Annotated in this window: 15 protein-coding genes and 1 pseudogene; 14 read left to right on the plus strand and 2 right to left on the minus strand. The window is 65.0% G+C overall.

Translation table 11 applies throughout. The features are described from left to right. Window positions 1–36 precede the first annotated feature (36 nt). Window positions 37–774: a helix-turn-helix transcriptional regulator gene (locus WS87_RS29025; RefSeq protein WP_059817240.1), complete on the minus strand. Its 738-nt coding sequence runs from the start codon at window positions 772–774 to the stop codon at window positions 37–39. Window positions 775–1,234: 460 nt separating this feature from the next. On the opposite strand from WS87_RS29025, the gene WS87_RS29030 reads away from it, so the two are divergent. Further along, window positions 1,235–2,293: a porin gene (locus tag WS87_RS29030; protein WP_236873293.1), complete on the plus strand. Its 1,059-nt coding sequence runs from the start codon at window positions 1,235–1,237 to the stop codon at window positions 2,291–2,293. Window positions 2,294–2,417: 124 nt separating this feature from the next. Here WS87_RS29030 and WS87_RS29035 read toward each other — a convergent pair whose 3' ends face one another. Next, window positions 2,418–3,119 carry a FadR/GntR family transcriptional regulator gene (locus WS87_RS29035; RefSeq protein ID WP_059817238.1) on the minus strand — a complete coding sequence of 234 codons (702 nt, stop codon included), beginning with the start codon at window positions 3,117–3,119 and terminating at the stop codon, window positions 2,418–2,420. Window positions 3,120–3,497: 378 nt separating this feature from the next. Here WS87_RS29035 and WS87_RS29040 point away from each other — a divergent pair, with 378 nt between their 5' ends. From WS87_RS29040 to WS87_RS29095, 13 genes and pseudogenes are all read left to right on the plus strand, one after another. Continuing rightward, complete coding sequence (locus WS87_RS29040; RefSeq protein ID WP_059817235.1) at window positions 3,498–4,514, plus strand: zinc-binding alcohol dehydrogenase family protein; 1,017 nt, start codon at window positions 3,498–3,500, stop codon at window positions 4,512–4,514. A gap of 17 nt (window positions 4,515–4,531) precedes the next feature. Next, window positions 4,532–5,644, plus strand: coding sequence for a D-mannonate oxidoreductase (locus WS87_RS29045; protein ID WP_059817377.1), 1,113 nt, complete (start codon window positions 4,532–4,534; stop codon window positions 5,642–5,644). A 244-nt stretch (window positions 5,645–5,888) separates the two neighbouring features. Continuing rightward, window positions 5,889–6,131: pseudogene (locus tag WS87_RS34355) on the plus strand (MFS transporter); the annotation flags it as partial. 82 nt (window positions 6,132–6,213) lie between these two features. Continuing rightward, entirely contained in the window at window positions 6,214–6,894 is a 681-nt protein-coding gene (locus WS87_RS34360) for an MFS transporter (RefSeq protein ID WP_059817233.1), read from the plus strand. Between the two features lie 71 nt (window positions 6,895–6,965). Further along, the gene (locus WS87_RS29055; protein WP_059817231.1) at window positions 6,966–8,507 is read left to right on the plus strand and encodes a UxaA family hydrolase; all 1,542 of its coding nucleotides are present in this window, start codon (window positions 6,966–6,968) and stop codon (window positions 8,505–8,507) included. A gap of 295 nt (window positions 8,508–8,802) precedes the next feature. After that, on the plus strand, window positions 8,803–9,663 hold the full coding sequence (locus WS87_RS29060; protein ID WP_059525785.1) for a transporter substrate-binding domain-containing protein: 861 nt from the start codon (window positions 8,803–8,805) through the stop codon (window positions 9,661–9,663). Between the two features lie 92 nt (window positions 9,664–9,755). Then, window positions 9,756–10,478, plus strand: coding sequence for an ABC transporter permease (locus WS87_RS29065; protein WP_059817229.1), 723 nt, complete (start codon window positions 9,756–9,758; stop codon window positions 10,476–10,478). 12 nt (window positions 10,479–10,490) lie between these two features. Beyond that, on the plus strand, window positions 10,491–11,237 hold the full coding sequence (locus WS87_RS29070; protein ID WP_059525789.1) for an ABC transporter permease: 747 nt from the start codon (window positions 10,491–10,493) through the stop codon (window positions 11,235–11,237). A gap of 28 nt (window positions 11,238–11,265) precedes the next feature. Beyond that, the gene (locus WS87_RS29075) at window positions 11,266–12,057 is read left to right on the plus strand and encodes an ABC transporter ATP-binding protein (protein WP_059817227.1); all 792 of its coding nucleotides are present in this window, start codon (window positions 11,266–11,268) and stop codon (window positions 12,055–12,057) included. Between the two features lie 7 nt (window positions 12,058–12,064). Beyond that, the gene (locus WS87_RS29080; protein ID WP_059817224.1) at window positions 12,065–13,558 is read left to right on the plus strand and encodes an HAL/PAL/TAL family ammonia-lyase; all 1,494 of its coding nucleotides are present in this window, start codon (window positions 12,065–12,067) and stop codon (window positions 13,556–13,558) included. Window positions 13,559–13,608: 50 nt separating this feature from the next. Further along, window positions 13,609–14,364, plus strand: coding sequence for a histidine utilization repressor (gene hutC, locus WS87_RS29085; RefSeq protein WP_059525795.1), 756 nt, complete (start codon window positions 13,609–13,611; stop codon window positions 14,362–14,364). A 128-nt stretch (window positions 14,365–14,492) separates the two neighbouring features. Then, complete coding sequence (locus tag WS87_RS29090; protein ID WP_059817222.1) at window positions 14,493–17,948, plus strand: adenylate/guanylate cyclase domain-containing protein; 3,456 nt, start codon at window positions 14,493–14,495, stop codon at window positions 17,946–17,948. A gap of 92 nt (window positions 17,949–18,040) precedes the next feature. Continuing rightward, entirely contained in the window at window positions 18,041–19,090 is a 1,050-nt protein-coding gene (locus tag WS87_RS29095) for a patatin-like phospholipase family protein (RefSeq protein WP_059817219.1), read from the plus strand. Window positions 19,091–19,133 lie beyond the last annotated feature (43 nt).

The following is a 19,133-nucleotide window of genomic DNA, read 5'->3' on the forward strand; positions in this document are numbered from 1 at the left end:
CGCTCGCATCTGACCGTCGACCGTGCCGTTCCACACTCATGACGGCATGGTCGTTCTGGTCGCGGCGACGGAAGCAGCAAGCTCCGCGCGGTTGGAGAATCCCTTCTTGTCCATGATCCGCCGCAAATGGGTGCGCACGGTCGACAAGCTGATGCAGAGCAGGCGGCCGATATCCTGATCGGTACAACCCTTCGCGACAAGTTGGGCGATCTCGCTCTCGCGGTCGGTGAGGCCCGTCGCGCTGCCGGCACGACGTTTGATGGCGCGGCAAAGGAACGGCTCGAGCGCATCGAGCACGAGTTTGTCGCGCATCTCGAAGTCAGGTCGATTCTTTGTTCGCCAGATTCTCAGATCGCTGAGTTGCCGTTCGCCGTCGAAAACAAACACGTTGATTCCGTGATGCAAACCATCATGCGCGAGAAACTCGTTATAGAACGCACTCTTCTCTAGTGCGGGCCGGTCCATAACCTCCTCCACCAAGGTAGCCCTGCGCATCTTGCAGAGCTGCGCCGTCATCGGGTCATTGTGTTGGTACCAGCTTGTGTAGCGTCGCACGTGATCGGAGTCGACATTGACCGCAATCGGGTCGACGTATGTCCCTTTCTCTGTATCCCAGTTGTACGAGACGCAGAAATCGGATCGCAGTAGCCGGGTCAAGTCCGACAAAACGACGCGCCTTACATCCACCATCGGTCCGAGCTCTTCGAGCCGTCCGATGATGTCCCCGAAAAGTCGGAGTTCGTCGAGCGTGAGGTCGTGAACTGGTGGCTTCAAGGGTGCCTCATCGGTAAGAGGAATCAGGAGACAGCATGCGCGGCAGGGTGGAAAGACTGTTTCGCATTACACATCAAGAATAGCAAGGAAAAAATACTGATCAGCAACGAACTTCGCTTCCTATACCCGTTCGTTGCATGTATGCCGCAGTTGGACCCGCGGCATGCATGCAGATCAAAAAAAGCGACGCTCGCCGGGGCCCTCGTCCTTCGTGAGCGAGGGGGCGGGCCAGGATGTTCGTGTCGACATTTCTAACGATGGGGCTCAAAAAAAGCGGCTCATAGAGTAGGCGCACAGTGGGAAGCGGACGTGCTGAGACTGTTCGTTGTAGCGAGGCAAGCTGGAGGATTACCCGGAGACGCCTGCCCATTGACAAAACGATTCCGATGCACTTCCGGCGGGACGTTTTCCTCAGTCATTCTCGTCAACGAAAACTACTCCATAAAATTAGGAAAGCGATATGAATATGCTCATCAAGCGAAGCATGGTTGTCTGCGCCGCGGTTGGGTGCGGCGCGGCGCATGCGCAGTCGTCAGTGACGCTGTGCGGGCTGATCGATGCTGGCGTGACGTACACGAACAATGCGACATCGAGCACGGGGCATGGCGCGCTCGTGCAATTTGCGTCCGGGTCCTCGCAGGGAGATCGCTGGGGGCTGACTGGCAAAGAGGACCTGGGTGGCGGGCTCAAGGCGATCTTTACGCTCGAAAGCGGCTTTCAACTTTCCAACGGGGCCTTGGCGCAAAACGGGTTGTTGTTCAATCGCGAAGCCTTCGTAGGCCTTGATGGGCGCTTCGGGACGCTGACGCTCGGGCGGCAATACGACTTCATTGGCGATATTTTCCCGGCGTACTCGATCGCGGGAAACACGGCGGCGGGTATCCTGGGGTGGGGAATCCCTGCGTATGCTGCTGGCGGGTACACGCTTGATAACCGGCTGTGGGGCGATAACGTCAACAACTCGGTGAAGTATCTTTCGCCAACGATTTCGGGCTTCAGTGTCGGCGCCATGCACGGTTTCGGCAATGTCGCCGGCTCATTGGGCACCAACAGCTCGATGAATTTTCTGCTGAACTACAGCCAAGGTGGGCTCGCAGCGTCGCTGTCGTATTTCAAGCAGCACAACGCGACAAATTCCGCGAATTTGACGGAATACGCTGGCGGCGCAACTTACAGCTTGGGGAAGGCTCAGATATTCGGCGTAGTGACCGATGTCCAGTTGAGCAGCGGCACCAAGGCTCGCGCGCTGACCTATGACGGTGGCGTGACTTACTTCGTCAGGCCCGATATTTCGCTTGGCGCAGGGTTCCAGTTTCAAGAGCGCAACAACGGGGTCGGCAGCGCGAATCAGGTAACCATCGGCGCGGATTACTTCATTTCCAAACGCACGGACGTTTATTTCGTTGGTGCGCTCGCGCATGATCATGCACACGGCGCTCAAATCGAAGCAGCGCTCGGATCGCCGTCCAGCACGAGTTTTCAGACTGCGGCCAGGATTGGCATTCGGCACAAGTTCTGACCGTGCTGGTTAAGACCGATGGCGAACTGAAGGTTCGCCAATCTGAACTTGGATGCAGTGATACCAGCCTTCAGGCCCGTTCGGTGCACGGGCCGCACGTGTTTCATGTGACGGCCCGCCCGAATCAGTTTCGCTCCTGTTCCAGCCAGCGTCGTTGCGACGCATAAAGATGCGTGCGCATGGCCGCCTGGGCCATCAGCACCTCGCCGTTTTCCAGCGCGTGAAGAATGGACTCGTGTTCGTCGAACGCCTTTGCCCACGTCTGCCTGCTTTCGGTGCGCGCGCTGACGCGCGAGGAGATCGGACTGTGGCGTCCGTCGAACAGCTCGCCCACCAGCCGGACCAGCACCGAATTGCCAGTCATCGCTGCAATCGCGACGTGGAATTCGCGATCGTGCGCCAGCGGGGAACGGCCTTCCGCGATGGCGGACCGCATCGCCTCGACCGCGCGGCGCACGGGCGCCAGCCGTTCGGGCGTCGCGTGTGCGCATGCGAGTTCGACGACGCTGCCTTCCAGCGCGGCGCGGGCGCTCATCAGTTCGATCGGATTTTCGCCCAGCGGTGTCGCCGCGGCATTCGACGCCTTCGCGGGAGGGCACACGAACACGCCGGAGCCCATCCGGACTTCGACGATGCCCTCGATCTCCAGCGCAATGAGCGCCTCGCGAACCGACGGGCGTGATACGCCCAACTGCTGAGCCAGATCCCGCTCGGGCGGCAGGCGTTCTCCGTCGGCGAACCGCCCCTCTTCGATGAGCGAACGAATCTGGTCGGCGATGCGCTGATACAGGCGGCGTGTATCCACCTGTTTGAACTGGTCCAGCAATGCTCCCCCTTGCCGCGTCGCGCGGTTGTCCGATCCGAAGCGATCAGTCTACTTCACTTTGAATGGCCTGACCAATTGGCGCGGCGTTAAGAGCTTCGTCCGATATCGCTACGGGCTGAGCGGGCAAATTGGCCTTACCAAACATCCGGCCGGTCGGTATGCCAGTCGATTTCGCTTAACGTCCAATGGCAGCGAGGAAGGATGGAAATATCCGAACCATGCGACATGCACTTGCCACCGAGCCTTTTAGGGATTTTTCTGGATATCCTGCCAATTGGCTTGACCAATTAAGGCCAGGCCAATAGTCTGTGTCTGGTCAGGCCAATTTGGCGGTGGCACGCGCCGCACCGTCCTGTTTCATCCATTACCGAGATACCGATGAGAACCGTCATTTGTGAAGAACCCGGTCGTCTGGTCGTTGCCGAGCGCCCGGTGCCGGCCGCGGGCCCCGACGATGTCCTGATCCGCGTGAAGCGGGTCGGTGTATGCGGCACCGATATGCACATCTTCACCGGCAACCAGCCGTACCTCGCCTATCCGAGGGTGATGGGGCACGAGCTGGCCGGCGTCGTCGAGACCGCACCGGCGGGCGCGCGCGTCAAGGCCGGCGACCAGGTCTACGTGATGCCGTATCTGTCGTGCGGGACGTGCGTCGCGTGCCGTGCGGGCAAGACCAATTGCTGCACCCGGATCCAGGTGCTGGGCGTGCACGCCGACGGCGGCATGGTCGAATACCTCGCCGTGCCGCAGGCCTTCGTATTCGCGGCCGACGGCGTCACGCTCGACCAGGCCGCGATGATCGAATTCCTCGCGATCGGCGCGCACGCGGTCGCGCGTGCCGAGGTCCGGTCCGGGCAACGCGTGCTGGTCGTCGGCGCGGGCCCGATCGGCATGGCCGCGCTGATCTTCGCCACGCTGCGCGGCGCGCGGGTCTGCGTGCTCGACGGCCGCGCGGACCGGCTGGCGGTCTGCGCGACGGCGCTGGGCGCGCACGCCACCGTGCCGCTCGACACGAGCGGAGCCGACGTCGAGCGCCTCGCGGCGCTGACCGACGGCGAATTCTTCGATGTCGTGTTCGACGCCACCGGCAATCTCGCGGCGATGGAGCGCGGCCTGGACTTCGTCGCGCACGGCGGCAAGTACGTGCTGATCTCGCTCGTGAAGGGCCGCATTTCGTTCTCCGATCCAGAATTCCACAAGCGCGAGACGACACTGCTCGCGAGCCGCAACGCGACGCCGGCCGATTTCGAAACGGTGCTCGACGCGATGCGTGCGGGGCGGGTGCCGACCGACGCGCTGAAGACGCACGCGCTGACGCTCGCGGACCTGCCTGACCGGTTCGCGGAACTCCTCGAACCGGACGCCGGCGTGATCAAGGCGCTCGTTGAATGCTGAACGCGGAGCGCGAACCGATGGGCAATCCGATCCTGCAGTTCGGCACCAGCCGCTTTCTCCAGGCGCACGTCGACCTGTTCGTGTCGGAAGCGCTGGCCGCCGGTCGCGCGCTCGGCGCGATCACCGTGGTGCAGACGACGTCGAGCGCGGAAAGCCGTGCGCGCATCGATGCGTTGCGCGCGAGCGGGCGCTACCCGGTGCGGATTCGCGGCCGGCGGCACGGCGAGACGATCGATCGCGAGGTCGACTGCACGGCGATCACGGAAGCGTTGCATGCGGTGGACGACTGGGCGCGGTTGCGCGAGCGCGTGGCAGGCGAGGTCCGGGCCATCGTGTCCAACACCGGCGACAGCGGCTATGCGCTGTTCGACGACGACGGGGCCGATCTTCTGGCCGGCCACCGCGCGCCGCGCGGTTTCGCGGCGAAGCTCGCGGTGCTGCTGCACGAGCGCTTCCGCGCGGGCGGGGCGCCCGTCACGCTGCTGCCGTGCGAACTCGTCGCGCGCAATGGGGACACGCTGCGCGACCTGGTCGTCGCCGTCGCACGGGGCTGGCGCGCGGACGCGGCCTTCGTCGATTACCTGATCGACGGCTGCGTGTGGGTCAACTCGCTCGTCGACCGGATCGTGTCGGAGCCGATTCACCCGGTCGGCGCGATCGCCGAACCGTATGCGTTGTGGGCGGTGCGGCGCACGGCGGGGATGACGCTGCCGTGCGAGCACCCGGACATCGTCGTGACCGACGATCTCGAACGTTACGAGCGCCAGAAGCTGCTGCTGCTCAATCTCGGGCATACGGTGCTCGCGGAGCAATGGCGCACGCGCGGCGGCGCGCCTGACATGACGGTTGGCGCGGCGATGGACGATCCCGCGTACCGCACGCCGCTCGAGGCGGTGTGGAGCGACGAGGTGATGCCGGTGTTCGATGCGCTCGGCGAGCGCGACGCGGCGCTGGCCTACCTCGATGAGGTGCGCGACCGCTTCCTGAACCCGTTCCTTGCGCACCGGCTGGCCGATATCGCGGGCAATCACGACGTGAAAAAGACACGGCGCCTGCGCCCGGTGGTCGACATGGCGCGCGCGCTGAAGCTGCCGGTCGCGCAGCCGTACCTGATCGCGGCGCTCGGGTGAGCGGGCGTGCGGGCCGACGTCCAGAAGATGCCGCAGGAGGCGCCGGGTTACGGCGTCACGATGAAGCCGGCGTCGCTCGATGCATTTGCGTACCGGGACGGGCCCGAATGGCGAGCGTAATCGAACAGGCATCACGACAAGAACCGAACCGGAGACAGCGATGAATCACGATCCGCAGCAATCGCAGCACCTTGCCACGGCGGTCAGGAAGGCCGCCGTCCGGCTCCTGCCGTTCCTCACGCTGATGTACGCGCTGGCCTTCATCGATCGCGCGAACGTCGGCTTCGCGAAGCTCGCCTATCAGGCCGACACGGGCCTGAGCGATGCGGCATTCGCATTCGGCGCCGGCATTTTCTTCATCGGTTATGCATTGTTCGAAGTGCCGAGCAACCTCATCATGAATCGCATCGGCGCACGCGTGTGGATGAGCCGGATCATGGTGACGTGGGGCTTCGTCTCGGCGGCAATGATGTTCGCGCATACGCCGACGCAGTTCTATACGATCCGCTTCCTGCTCGGCGCGGCGGAGGCCGGATTCTTTCCCGGCGACCGACGACGAGAAGCGCGCATTGTGCGACACGCTCGATGCGGAAGAGCGCGCGAAATCGCGGCACCTGTCCGCGACGGTGTTCGGCGTGCTGAAGGACCGTCGCGTGCTGACCTTCATTGCCGCGTACTTCTGCATCCAGATCGGCAATGCGCCGCTCGCGTTCTACCTGCCGTCGAAATTCGCCGCGACGATGGGCACCCAGATCGATGGAAAAATCGGATTGCTGCTGATGATTCCGTGGCTGTGCACGATTGCGGCGATGATCGTCGCGACGCGCTTCGCGGATCGCCACGACAACCATCTGCAGGTCGCGACCGGCATGCTGACGGTCGGGATTCTCGCGTTCGCATCGATATCCGTGATCAACACGCCGGTGCTGGCGCTGCTCGCCTTCTGCATCGCGATCCCGGGGCTGGTCGCGTGCCAGCCGGTGTTCTGGTGCCTGCCGACGCGCTATCTCGGCGGGACGGGCGCCGCGAGCGGCATTGCGTTCATCGTGTCGATCGGCAATCTCGGCGGCTTCGTGTCGCCGCAGATCAAGGCGTTCGCGGATGCGGCGTCGCACGATTCGCGCACCGGCTTCGTGGTGGTCGCGGCGTTGTGTTTCGTCAGCGTGCTGCTGCTGCGCTCGCTGCGCGGCATGGGGCACGCGGGCGCGGACAGCGCGCCGGGCGGCGCGCGGGCCGGCTCGCATCGCTGAAGCGTTCGCCGGCGCGCCGCAAGGCGGCTTGCCGGCGCCGATCAACCCATCTTCAATCCAGGATCACTGTCATGTCCTTTCCCGTCACCGGGCCGGTCGCGATCCGCCTGCATCCGAACGACGACGTCGTGATCGCGACGCGGCAGCTCGTGTCCGGCGACCTGATCGCGTCCGAGGCGCTCGCTGTGTCCGGGCTGATTCCGCCGGGTCACAAGGTCGCCGTGCGCGACATCGCGAAGGGCGAGCCGGTCAGGCGCTACAACCAGATCATCGGCGTCGCGCGCGAGACGATCGCGCGCGGTCAGCATGTGCACGTGCACAACCTCGGCATGGCCGAGTTCGCGCGCGAGCACGCGTTCGGCGCCGCCGCGAGTCCGACGCGTCTCGACGACACGCCGGCGACCTTCATGGGCATTCGCCGCGACGACGGACGGATCGCGACGCGCAATTACATCGGCATACTGACGAGCGTCAATTGCTCCGCCACGGTGGCGCGTGCGATCGCCGATCATTTCCGGCGAGAGGTGAACCCGCAGGCGCTGGCCGACTATCCGGACATCGACGGCGTGATCGCGCTCACACACGGGCTCGGCTGCGGGATCGATTCGCGGGGAGACGGAATCGCGATCCTTCGGCGCACGCTGGCGGGCTACGCCGCGCATCCGAATTTCCACTCGGTGCTGTTCATCGGCCTCGGTTGCGAGACCAACCAGATCGGCGACGTGCTGCGCGAAGGCGGGCATGCGGACGCCGCGCGCCTGCGCCACTTCACGATCCAGGAGAGCGGCGGCACGCGAAAAACGATCGAGCGCGGTATCGCGATGGTCACGGAGATGCTCGGCGATGCGAACCGCGCGGTGCGGGTCGCGATGCCGGCGGCGCATCTCGTGGTGGGGCTGCAGTGCGGCGGCTCGGACGGCTACTCGGGCATCTCGGCGAATCCCGCGCTGGGGGCTGCCGTCGACCGGCTGGTGCGGCAGGGCGGCACGGCGATCCTTTCCGAGACGCCCGAAATCTACGGCGCCGAGCATCTGCTCACCCGGCGTGCCGTCAGCCGCGACGTCGGCGAAAAGCTGCTCGCGCGCATCGCGTGGTGGGAAGCCTATTGCGCACGTCACGGCGCTGCGCTGGACAACAATCCGTCGGCCGGCAACAAGGCGGGCGGGCTCACGACGATCCTCGAGAAATCGCTCGGCGCGATCGCGAAGGCCGGCACCACGAATCTCGTCGACGTATACGAATACGCGCAGCGTATCGATGCGCGCGGCCTCGTTTTCATGGATTCTCCAGGCTACGACCCGATGTCGGCGACGGGGCAGGTCGCGTCGGGCGCGAACCTGATCTGCTTCACGACGGGGCGGGGTTCGGCGTACGGCTGTGCGCCGGCGCCGTCGTTGAAACTTGCGACGAATACCGCGCTGTGGATGCGTCAGGAAGACGATATCGACATCAATTGCGGCGGCGTGATCGACGGCACGTCGAGTGTCGACCAGCTTGGCGCCACGATCTTCCAGCGCATGCTCGACTGCGCGTCCGGCAATCGCTCGAAAAGCGAATTGCACGGCTACGGCCAGAACGAATTCGTACCCTGGCAGGTTGGCGTGATCACCTAGCCGCGTGTTTGCCCTCCGCGGCGGGGGTTCCCTCTGCCTGTGCCGTGCGATCGAATTCAGGATTTGTCTAGTCATCCTGCCGATTGGATCGTCCGGCATGCACCAACTGCGTGCCTGAATTCCCCGCAACGAGGCACGTCAGAGCCCCTAAATTAGGGGATTTCCCGCGTTTTCGCGGTTTTTTTTGATCGCTGCTTGTCTCGCTGTTTTTCTTCTTGCATGCTTGTATAGACAAATTCCTGAGGCGGCTTGCTGCACCGAAGGGATGACGCACTTCAACGCAAGGAGAACTCTCGTGAACGGCAAGCGCATCAAGTGGGCAATCAGGACGATCGGCGTCATCGCGGCAGCAGCGGCAACGCTCGCCGCACCGGTGCAGGCAAAGGAATGGAAGACGGTGACGGTCGCGCTCGAAGGCGGCTACGCACCGTGGAACCTCACGCTGCCGGGCGGCAAGCTGGGCGGTTTCGAACCGGAGCTGCTCGCCAACGTGTGCGAGCGGATCAAGGTGCAGTGCAACATGGTCGCGCAGGACTGGGACGGGATGATTCCCGGCCTGCAGGCCGGCAAGTTCGACATCCTGATGGATGCGATTTCCATCACGCCGGAGCGCGAAAAGATCCTGCTGTTCTCGCGTCCGTATGCGGCGACGCCCGCGACGTTCGCCGTCACCGATACCAAGATCCTGCCGAAGGCCGCGCCGGGCGCGCCGATGGTCAAGCTGACGGGTGACGCGAACGCCGACAAGCCCACCGTCGACGCGCTGCGCAAGCAGCTGAAGGGCAAGACGATCGGTATCCAGTCGGGCACCGTCTATACGAAGTTCATCAACGACAGCTTCAAGGACATCGCGTCGATTCGTGTGTACAAGACCTCGCCCGAGCGCGATCTCGACCTTGTCGCCGGACGCATCGATGCGTCGTTCGACGACGTCACGTACTACGCGGCGAACAACACGAAGAAGGACAACGCGTCGATCGTGCTCGCGGGGCCGAAGCTCGGCGGGCCGATCTGGGGGCCGGGCGAAGGCCTCGCGTTCCGCAAGCAGGATGCCGATCTGAAGACGAAGTTCGACACGGCGATCGGCGCGGCGCTCGCGGACGGCACGGTGAAGAAGCTGGCCGACAAGTGGTTCAAGACCGACGTCACGCCGTAAGCGTGTATTCGGCGGCCGCCGCGTAAGCGATTCGAACGACGCGCGGCGGCACGCATCCCGCAGATTCACTCAACGCTTGCCGGGAGGCACGCATGGCGATTCTTGAAATGCTCGGCTTCGGAACCGAAGGCTGGGGCGGTGTGCTGCTGCTCGCGGCGCTGATGACGGTCGCGCTGACGCTCGCCGCGCTCGCGGTGGGCGCCGTGATCGGCGCGGCGATCGCGGCGGCGAAGCTGTCGCGCCACCGCAGCGCCCGCCTGCTCGGCGACCTGTACACGACGGTGTTTCGCGGCGTGCCGGAACTGCTCGTCATCTATCTGTTCTACTTCGGCGGCTCGACGCTTGTCACGGCCGTCGGCCAGTGGTTCGGCGCGGAAGGCTTCATCGGCGTGCCGCCGTTCGTGATCGGCGCGCTCGCGGTCGGGATGATCTCGGGCGCCTATCAGGCCGAGGTGTATCGCGCGGCGGTGCTCGCGGTGTCGAAGGGCGAGCTCGAGGCGGCGCGCTCGATCGGCATGCCGAGCAGCATGGTGCTGCGCCGCATCCTGATTCCGCAGGTGCTGCGCTTTGCGCTGCCCGGTATCGGCAACGTGTGGCAACTGAGCCTCAAGGATTCGGCGCTGATCTCCGTCACCGGCCTCGCCGAGCTGCTGCGCACGAGCCAGATCGCCGCCAATTCGACTCACCAGTACTTCGTGTTCTTCGTTGCGGGCGGTGCGCTGTATCTGCTGATGACGGGCTTGTCGAACCGCGTGTTCAACCGGGCGGAAGCGATCGTCGGCCGGTCGTTCCGCCGCAATTTCGCGCGCAACTGACGGAGAACGTGCATGTCCATCGATTTCGACTTTCTCTTCGATACGCTGCGCCAGCTGCTCGCGGCCGTGCCGACCACGCTCGGCCTGTTCTTCGCGTCGCTCGTGCTCGGCGGCCTGCTGTCGCTCGTGATCGTCACGATGCGCGTGTCGCCGCACTGGCTGCCGAACCGCTTCGCGCGTGGCTACATCCTTGTGTTTCGCGGCTCGCCGCTGCTGATCCAGATGTTCCTCGTGTATTACGGGCTCGGCCAGTTCGGCGTGATCCGCGAAAGCTTCATGTGGCCGCTGCTGCGCGAGCCGTACGTGTGCGCGGTGCTGTCGCTCGCGTTGTGTACGGCAGGCTACACGGCCGAAATCCTGCGCGGCGGTCTGATGGCCGTGCCGGTCGGGCAGATCGAGGCCGGTTATTCGATCGGGCTGTCGGGCTTCGCGCTGCTGCGGCGCGTGATCGGCCCGATCGCGCTGCGCCAGTGCCTGCCCGCGTACTCGACCGAAGCCGTGCTGCTCGTCAAGTCGACCGCGCTGGCCAGCCTCGTCACGGTGTGGGAAGTGACGGGCGTCGCGCAGCAGATCATTCAGCAAACCTATCGGACGACCGAGGTCTTCGTCTGCGCCGCCGTCATCTATCTGGCCCTGAACTTCATCGTCGTGCGCCTGCTCGGCGCGCTCGAATGGCGGCTCTCCGGGCACCTGCGCGCGCCCAAGCCGTCCGGCGCGTCCGTCGCGGCGACGCGCAATCCCCGGCGCGTCGCATCCTGAGCGTCCCCATCCTTTCCAGGAGAATCCGATGAACACCGCTGCTCCCGTTGCGCTGTCGGTCAAGAACATCCACAAGTCGTTCGGCGATCATCATGTGCTGAAAGGCATTTCGCTCGACGCGCACGAGGGTGACGTCATCTCGATCCTCGGCGCGAGCGGGTCGGGCAAGAGCACGTTCCTGCGCTGCCTGAACCTGCTCGAGACACCTGACGACGGCTCCGTCGCGCTCGGCGGGGAAACGCTCGCGATGAGGCGCGCGCGCGACGGCAAGCTGCATCCGAGCGACCGGCGCCAGATCGACCGGATCCGCTCCCAGCTCGGCATGGTCTTTCAGAACTTCAACCTGTGGTCGCACATGACGGTGCTCGACAACCTCGTCGAGGGGCCGCTGCGCGTGCAAAAGCGCAGCCGCGCGGAAGCGGTTGAGGAGGCCGAGGCGCTGCTGGCGCGCGTCGGCCTCGCCGACAAGCGCGGCTACTATCCGGCGCACCTGTCGGGCGGTCAGCAGCAGCGCGTCGCGATCGCTCGCGCGCTCGCGATGCATCCGAAAGTGATGCTGTTCGACGAACCGACGTCCGCGCTCGATCCGGAGCTGGTCGGCGAAGTGCTGCGCGTGATGCGTTCGCTCGCGGAGGAGGGGCGCACCATGCTGGTCGTCACCCATGAAATGGGCTTCGCACGGCACGTATCGAATCGCGTGATGTTCCTGCATCAGGGCGAAGTCGACTCGGACGGCGCGCCCGACGACCTGTTCGGCGGCCAGTGCTCCGAACGCTTCCGGCAGTTCGTGTCGAGCCACCACGACCGCACATCGAACTGAGGCTGCCATGACCGTATTCCGTGCGGCACGGCCGCTCGACTGGCGACAGGTTGCGGCAGTGGCGGCAGGCGAGCCGCTTGCGCTGACCGATGACGCACGCGCGCGTGTCGTCGCCGCGCGCGAACTCGTCGACGAGATCGTCGCGCGCGGGATTCGCGCATACGGCGTCAATACCGGCGTGGGCGCGCTGTGCGACGTGATCGTGTCGCCGGCGCAGCAGAGCACGCTGTCGCGCAACATTCTGATGAGCCATGCGGTCGGCGTCGGCATGCCGCTCGGCGCGGCCGAAACGCGCGCGATCATCGCGGCCGCGATCAACAACTTCGCGCACGGGCATTCGGGCGTGCATGCCGATGTCGTCGAACAGCTCGTCGCGCTGCTCGAGCACGATTGCCTGCCGGAGGTGCCGGCGCACGGCTCGGTCGGTTATCTGACCCACATGGCGCACGTCGCGCTCGTCTGCATCGGGCACGGCCATGCACGCCATCGCGGCGAGCGCATTCGCGGCGACGAGGCGCTGCGGCGCGTCGGCCGCAAACCGCTCGTGCTCGGCGCGAAGGAGGGGCTGAGCCTGGTCAACGGCACGCCGTGCGTGACGGGGCTCGCCGCGCTCGCGCTCGCCCGCGCGGAACGGCTGCTCGACTGGGCCGACTGGATCGCGGCGACGAGCTTCGAGAATCTCGGCGGACAGCTCGCGGCATTCGATCCGGCCTCGCTCGCGCTGCGGATTTCGCCCGGCATCGGGCACGTCGGCGCGCGCTTGCGGACGATGCTTGCCGACAGCGCGATGCTTGCAGCGGCGAGCGGCCGGCATACGCAGGATCCACTCAGCCTGCGCACGATTCCGCACGTGCATGGCGCGGCCCGCGACGTGTTCGCGGTGACGGCGGAAGTCGTCGATCGCGAGCTTGCGTCCGTCACCGATAATCCGATCGTTGCCGGTACGCGCGACGCGCCAGCCGTTCATTCTCAGGCGCATGCGGTCGGCGCGGGCATCGCGCTGGCGATGGACAGCCTCGCGGCCGCGATGGCACAGGTGGCGGCAATCGCCGAGCGGCGGCTGGACCGTCTCGTCAATCCGCTCGTGAGCGGGCTGCCGGCGTTTCTCGCGGCGCCGGGCGGCACGTGTTCGGGGTTCATGATCGCGCAGTACACGGCGGTCGCGCTGGTCGCGCAGAACCAGCGAATCGCGGCGCCGGCGAGCCTCGACGGCGGCATCACGTCCGGGCTGCAGGAGGACCACCTGTGCCATGCGACGCCGGCCGCGCTGAAGGCGCTCGACATCATCGAGAATGCGACGCGCGTGCTCGCGATCGAGCTGCTTGCCGCCGCGCAGGCATACGATCTGCAGGCGAACGGAGCGGCGCCCGCCTCGTCGACCGATGCGCTGTGGCGATATGTGCGCGAACGCGTGCCGGCCTATCACGACGACCGGCCGCTTGCGGACGACATCGCGATCGCAGCCGGCATCGTCGCGGGCGAACCGCCGTCGCTGCGGTAGCGTCGGGCGGCGACTGGCGGATCATCCAACATTCATTCGGTCGAGGGCGCATGAACGAAACGGAACGACAACCTTCCGCACGACCGGCGAGGGCATTGGGCGATGCCGTGCCGGCGCGCGCATTGCCGGCCTATCAACAGATCAAGCGCTACGTCGTCGAGCGGATCGCGAAGGGCGACTGGAAACCCGGCGGCGCGATCCCGACCGAGGCCGAACTGGTCAAGGAATTCGGCGTGGCCCGGATGACCGTGTCGCGCGCGCTGCGGGAACTGACGGCCGAACGCGTGCTGACCCGCATCCAGGGCGCGGGCACCTTCGTCGAGCGCCGGCATTACGAATCGACGGTGCTGGAAATCCGCAACATCGCGGACGAGATTGCCGAACGCGGTCATCGGCACAGCGCGCGCGTGCTGCTGATCGAGCGCAGCGTCGACCCGGACGCGATCGAGGCGCTCGGGCTGCGGTCCGGGCCCGTGTTTCATTCACGCATCGTGCATTTCGAGGAAGACGAGCCGATCCAGTTCGAGGATCGCTACGTCAATCCGGCCTTGTTTCCCGCCTATCTGGAGCAGGATTTCACGCTCGAGACGCCGAACCACTACATGGTGCGACTGGCGCCGATCCAGCACGCGGAGTTCCGGATCTATGCAGAGAAACCCAATGCGCAGGTGCGTCGGCATCTCGTGATGGAAATAGGCGAGCCGTGTCTCGTGTTGAGGCGCCGCACGTGGGTCGGCGAACACGTCGCCACGTCGGTCAGGCTGTGGCATCCGGCGTCGCGGTTTCATCTGGCGGGGAAGATGTAGGGATGTAAAGGCTGTCTGGCCATTCGTTCTTCCCCTGTCGGCACGCACGAACACGCTTGCCGCCCTGATTCTCCGCAGAGAGTGGCGCATAATGTTTTGAGGTCGACCCTTGGCTGGAAGAGGGTTTTATGCGCTGCACCATTTGCGGGTCCGAGAATCCTCCCGGTGCGAGGTTCTGCCAGGAATGTCAGGCCGTGCTGTCCCGCACGTGTCCGCAATGCGGGCATGAGGCAGCGCCGGCGGCCCGCTTCTGCAGCAATTGCGGAGCGTCGCTTGCACCGCCCGCCGCCGCGCCGTCGTTTGCCCGACCGTCGGTCCGGGAACCGCCGGCCACCCCGATTCATTACACGCCCGATCATCTTGCCGAGCGGATCCGGGCCGAACACGCCGCCATGGAAGCGCGCGGCGAGCCAGCCGGCGAGCGCAAGACCGTTACCGCGCTGTTCGCCGACATGGCCGGGTCGACCGCACTGATTCACGATCTCGATCCCGAAGTGGCGCATCGCCTGATCGTGCCCGTGGTCGAGCTGATGATGGAAGCGGTCCACTACTACGAGGGGTACGTCGCGAAATCGCTCGGCGACGGCATCCTCGCGCTGTTCGGCGCACCGATCGCCCACGAAGACCATGCGCAGCGCGCGCTGTTCGCCGCATTGCGCATGCAGCAGGCGATGCGGCAGCATGGCGACCGCATTCGTCTGCAGGAAGGCATTCCTCTGCAGATTCGCGTCGGCGTTCATACGGGCGAGGTCGTCGTCCGTTCCATCCGCACCGTCGACCTGCACACCGAATACGATCCGCTCGGGCATACGATCCACATCGCGTCGCGGATCGAGGGCATCGCCGCGCCCACATCGATTCTCGTCAGCGAGTTCACCCACAAGCTCGCCGAAGGCTATTTCGAGTTCAAGGCGCTGGGCGCGACACAACTCAAGGGAATTCCCGCGCCGCTATGCGTCTACGAGGTGCTCGGCCTGGGTGCGTTGCGCACGCGCCTGCAACTGGCGGCACATCGCGGTCTCGCACGGTTCGTCGGTCGCGAGACGGAAATGGAGCATCTGAATCGCGCGCTGGAGGCAATGAGGAGCGGGCATGGGCGCGTCGTCGGCGTCGTGGGGGAGGCGGGTGTCGGGAAGTCTCGTCTTTTCCACGAGTTCAAGGAGCGCTCGCGACGTGGCGCGCTGGTGCTGGAGACATTCTCGGTCTCGCACGGCAAGGCGTTTCCCAATCTGCCACTCATCGAACTCCTGAAGAACTATTTCCAGATCACGACGCAGGACGACGAGCGGCGTTGCCGGGAAAAGGTCATCGGCAAGGCGCTCGCGCTCGAGCGAAGTTTCGAGGATCTCGTGCCCTACGTCCTCTATCTGCTTGGAATCGGCGAGGGCGGGTCGGTACTCGTCGACATGGATCCGCAGATCCGGCGCGACCGCACCTTCGACGCGATCAGGCAGCTTCTCGTGCGAGAGAGCCAGAATCAGCCGGTCCATTTGCTGTTCGAGGATCTGCAATGGCTGGACCGCGAAACGGAAGCGTTTCTCACCTACCTGATCGACCACGTGCCGGACGCACGCATCCTGCTTCTCGTGAACTACCGGCCCGAGTATCGGCCCGAATGGGCCGGCGCGGATCATTGCAGCAGGATCCGGCTCGAACCGCTTGGCCCGTCCGATGCGCAAGGACTGCTGACGGTTCTGCTCGGCGAGGATCGCACGCTCGTGCCGCTCAAGCAGCTCATTCTGGAGAAGACGGAGGGTAACCCATTCTTCATGGAGGAAGTGGTCCAGACGCTTGTAGAAGAGAAATCGCTGCTCGGCGATGCCGGGCGTTATCACATCGTCGAGACCCCGGCGACGCTGCATATTCCCACCACCGTGCAGGGCGTGCTAGCTGCCCGGATCGATCGCCTCCCCATCGAGGAAAAGGAACTGCTGCAGGCGCTCGCGGTGATTGGTCACGAGTTCCCGTTCAGTCTGATCCGGCGAATCTGCGGTGAGGAGCCGGCGCGCGACGACGAACTGCGTCGTCAGCTCGCCCACCTGGAGGCAGCGGAGTTCATCTACGAGCGCCCCGCGTTTCCCGAAGTCAATTACTCGTTCAAACACGCGCTGACCCAGGAGGTGGCCGGGCGCTCGTTGCTGACGGAGCGGCGCACCACGCTGCACGAGCGCACCGCGCAGGCGATCGAGACGCTGTTCCCGACACGCATCGCCGATTACTGCAGCGAGCTTGCGCACCACTACGGTCAGAGCGGGAACATTCCCAAGGCTGTCGAATACCTGCATCGCGCGGCGCAGCAGGCGCTGCGCCATGCCGCCCATCACGATGCGATGAATCACCTGGGAGCGGCGCTTGCGTTGCTGAAGGGTCTGCCGGATACACCCATGCGTGCGCATTGGGAACTGACTTTGCTGCTTTCCCTCGGGCCGGTCCTGATGGACGTGCGCGGGTATGGCGCGACGGAGGTGGGTGCGACCTATACGCGCGCGCTCGAGTTGTGCGATCGCACGGGCGAGGCATCGCAACGCTTTGCGACACAGCTGGGATTGCGGATGTACCACGTGGTGCGCGGCGAGTATGCGCTCGCGACCGATCTCGGCAAGCAGATGCTCGAAACCGCAAGGGATGCGAACGATCCAGGCTTCCTCATCGAGGCGCACAGCGCACTGGGCTCGTGCTTCTTTCTGCAGGGTGATTTCGGCACGGCTCGCGCACACCTGGAACAGGCCCTTGCTATCTACGATCCGGAGCAGCATCAGGCGCATGTGTTCGCACACGGCGTGGATCCCGGTATCCGGGCGCTCAGTTTCCTTGTGCTGACCTTGTGGATTCAGGGGTATCCCGATCAGGCGCTCAAGCGCAGCGTCGAGGCACTTGCGCTCGCACGGAGCCTTTCTTATGGGCCGTCGCTGGCGTTCAGTCTGACCTACACGGCGCACTTGCATCAACTGAGGCGGGAGCCGATGCTTGCCGCCGAGCGCGCGGAAGCGGTCATTGCCGTATCGACCGAGCACGGATTGCCGTACTGGCTCGCGTGGGGGACGCTTTTGCGAGGCTGGTCGATGAGCGCGCAAGGCGACATCCAGGACGGCACCGAGCAGATGCGGCTGGGCCTCGACGCGCAGCGGGCAGCGGGCGGCGAAGATCAGCGGCCTTATTGTCTCGCGTTGCTCGCCGACAGTTGCTGGCGCGCGGGTGACGAGCGGGCCGCCCTGGACATGCTGGAAGAGGCAACGACGATCGTCGAGCACTCCGGCGAGCATTGCTACGAGGCGGAGCTGTACCGGCTCAAGGGAATTTATCTGGCCGGCACGGCGGGCAAGGAGGGGGCTCCCGCCGCACGCGATGACGAAGCGGTTGACTGTTTTCATCGGGCGATCGCGCGAGCGCGCGGGCAGGGTGCCAGAGCACTGGAATTGCGAGCAGCGTCGGATCTGGCGCGGTTGTTGCAACGGCAGGGGAAGACCGTGGAGGCAAGGCAGGCGCTGGCCGACGTGTACGCCAGTTTCACGGAAGGCTTCGACACGCGCGATCTGCGAGAGGCCAAGGCGCTGCTGGATGCACTGGACGCGCGCGCAGGATGAACGGACCGGCGGCGCACGACGACCTATCGCGTGACGACGCACCGTCCATGACTTGCCATTGTTCCGTATAGCGAAGAACCAAGGAGGCGGGCATGACGATCACGCACACACGACGCCGCAACGATCTGCCGCGCAAGCAGATCGCGCTTGCCTTGCAGGGGGGCGGGATGCACGGTGCCTTCACCTGGGGCGTGCTGGACCGGCTGCTCGAAGACGGCAGGCTCGAAATCGAGGGTGTCAGTGCAACCAGCGCCGGCGCGATGAACGCCGCCGTACTCGCGTACGGGCTGCAACAAGGCGGCGAAGACGGTGCGCGTCAGGCGCTGCACGACTTCTGGCAGGCGGTCGCGCGATCGGCGGAGCACTACAACCCGCTGCGCTGGGTGCCGTGGCTCAAGGGCACGCACAGCTTCGGGCTCGATCACTCGCCGCTCTACGCGTTCGCCGACATGATGCTGCGCGTCTTTTCGCCCTATCAGTTCAATCCGAACAACCTGAATCCGCTGCGCGAAGTGCTCGAAAGCCACGTCGATTTCGGTGCACTGCGCAAGCATTGTCCGATCCGGTTGTTCCTGTGCGCGACCAACGTCGAGACGGGGAAGATACGCCTCTTCACGGGCGAGGATGTCAGTGCCGACGCGGTGCTGGCATCAGCATGCGTGCCGACACTGTTCCAGGCGGTCTCGGTCGATGGCGAGTATTACTGGGACGGCGGCTACATGGGCAATCCGGCCATCTATCCGCTCATCTACAACTGCGCGACCCGCGACGTCGTGATCGTGCACATCAATCCGCTCGTGCGACGCGGCGTGCCGATCACGGCCGCGGAAATCCTCAACCGCATCAGCGAGATCAGTTTCAACTCGTCGCTGATGCGCGAGATGCGAGCGATCGCGTTCGTCACCGACCTGATCCAGCAGGGCACGATCGATCGCGGCGAGATGAAGGAAATGCTGATCCATTCGATTCGCGCCGACGACGCGATGTGCGCGTTGAGCGTATCGAGCAAGTACAACGCCGATTGGGCATTTCTCAGCGAACTGCACGATCACGGGCGGCGCGAAGCCGATGCATGGCTCGCGCATCACTACGGAAACATCGGGCAGCGGTCGAGCATCGACATCCGCAGGGAATTTCTCTGAACGCATCGCGGTAATGTCGGCATGGGGCGATCACGTGCAGCCG

Origin of the sequence: Burkholderia sp. MSMB0856 (assembly GCF_001524645.2) — a bacterium.
Lineage (GTDB): Bacteria > Pseudomonadota > Gammaproteobacteria > Burkholderiales > Burkholderiaceae > Burkholderia > Burkholderia diffusa.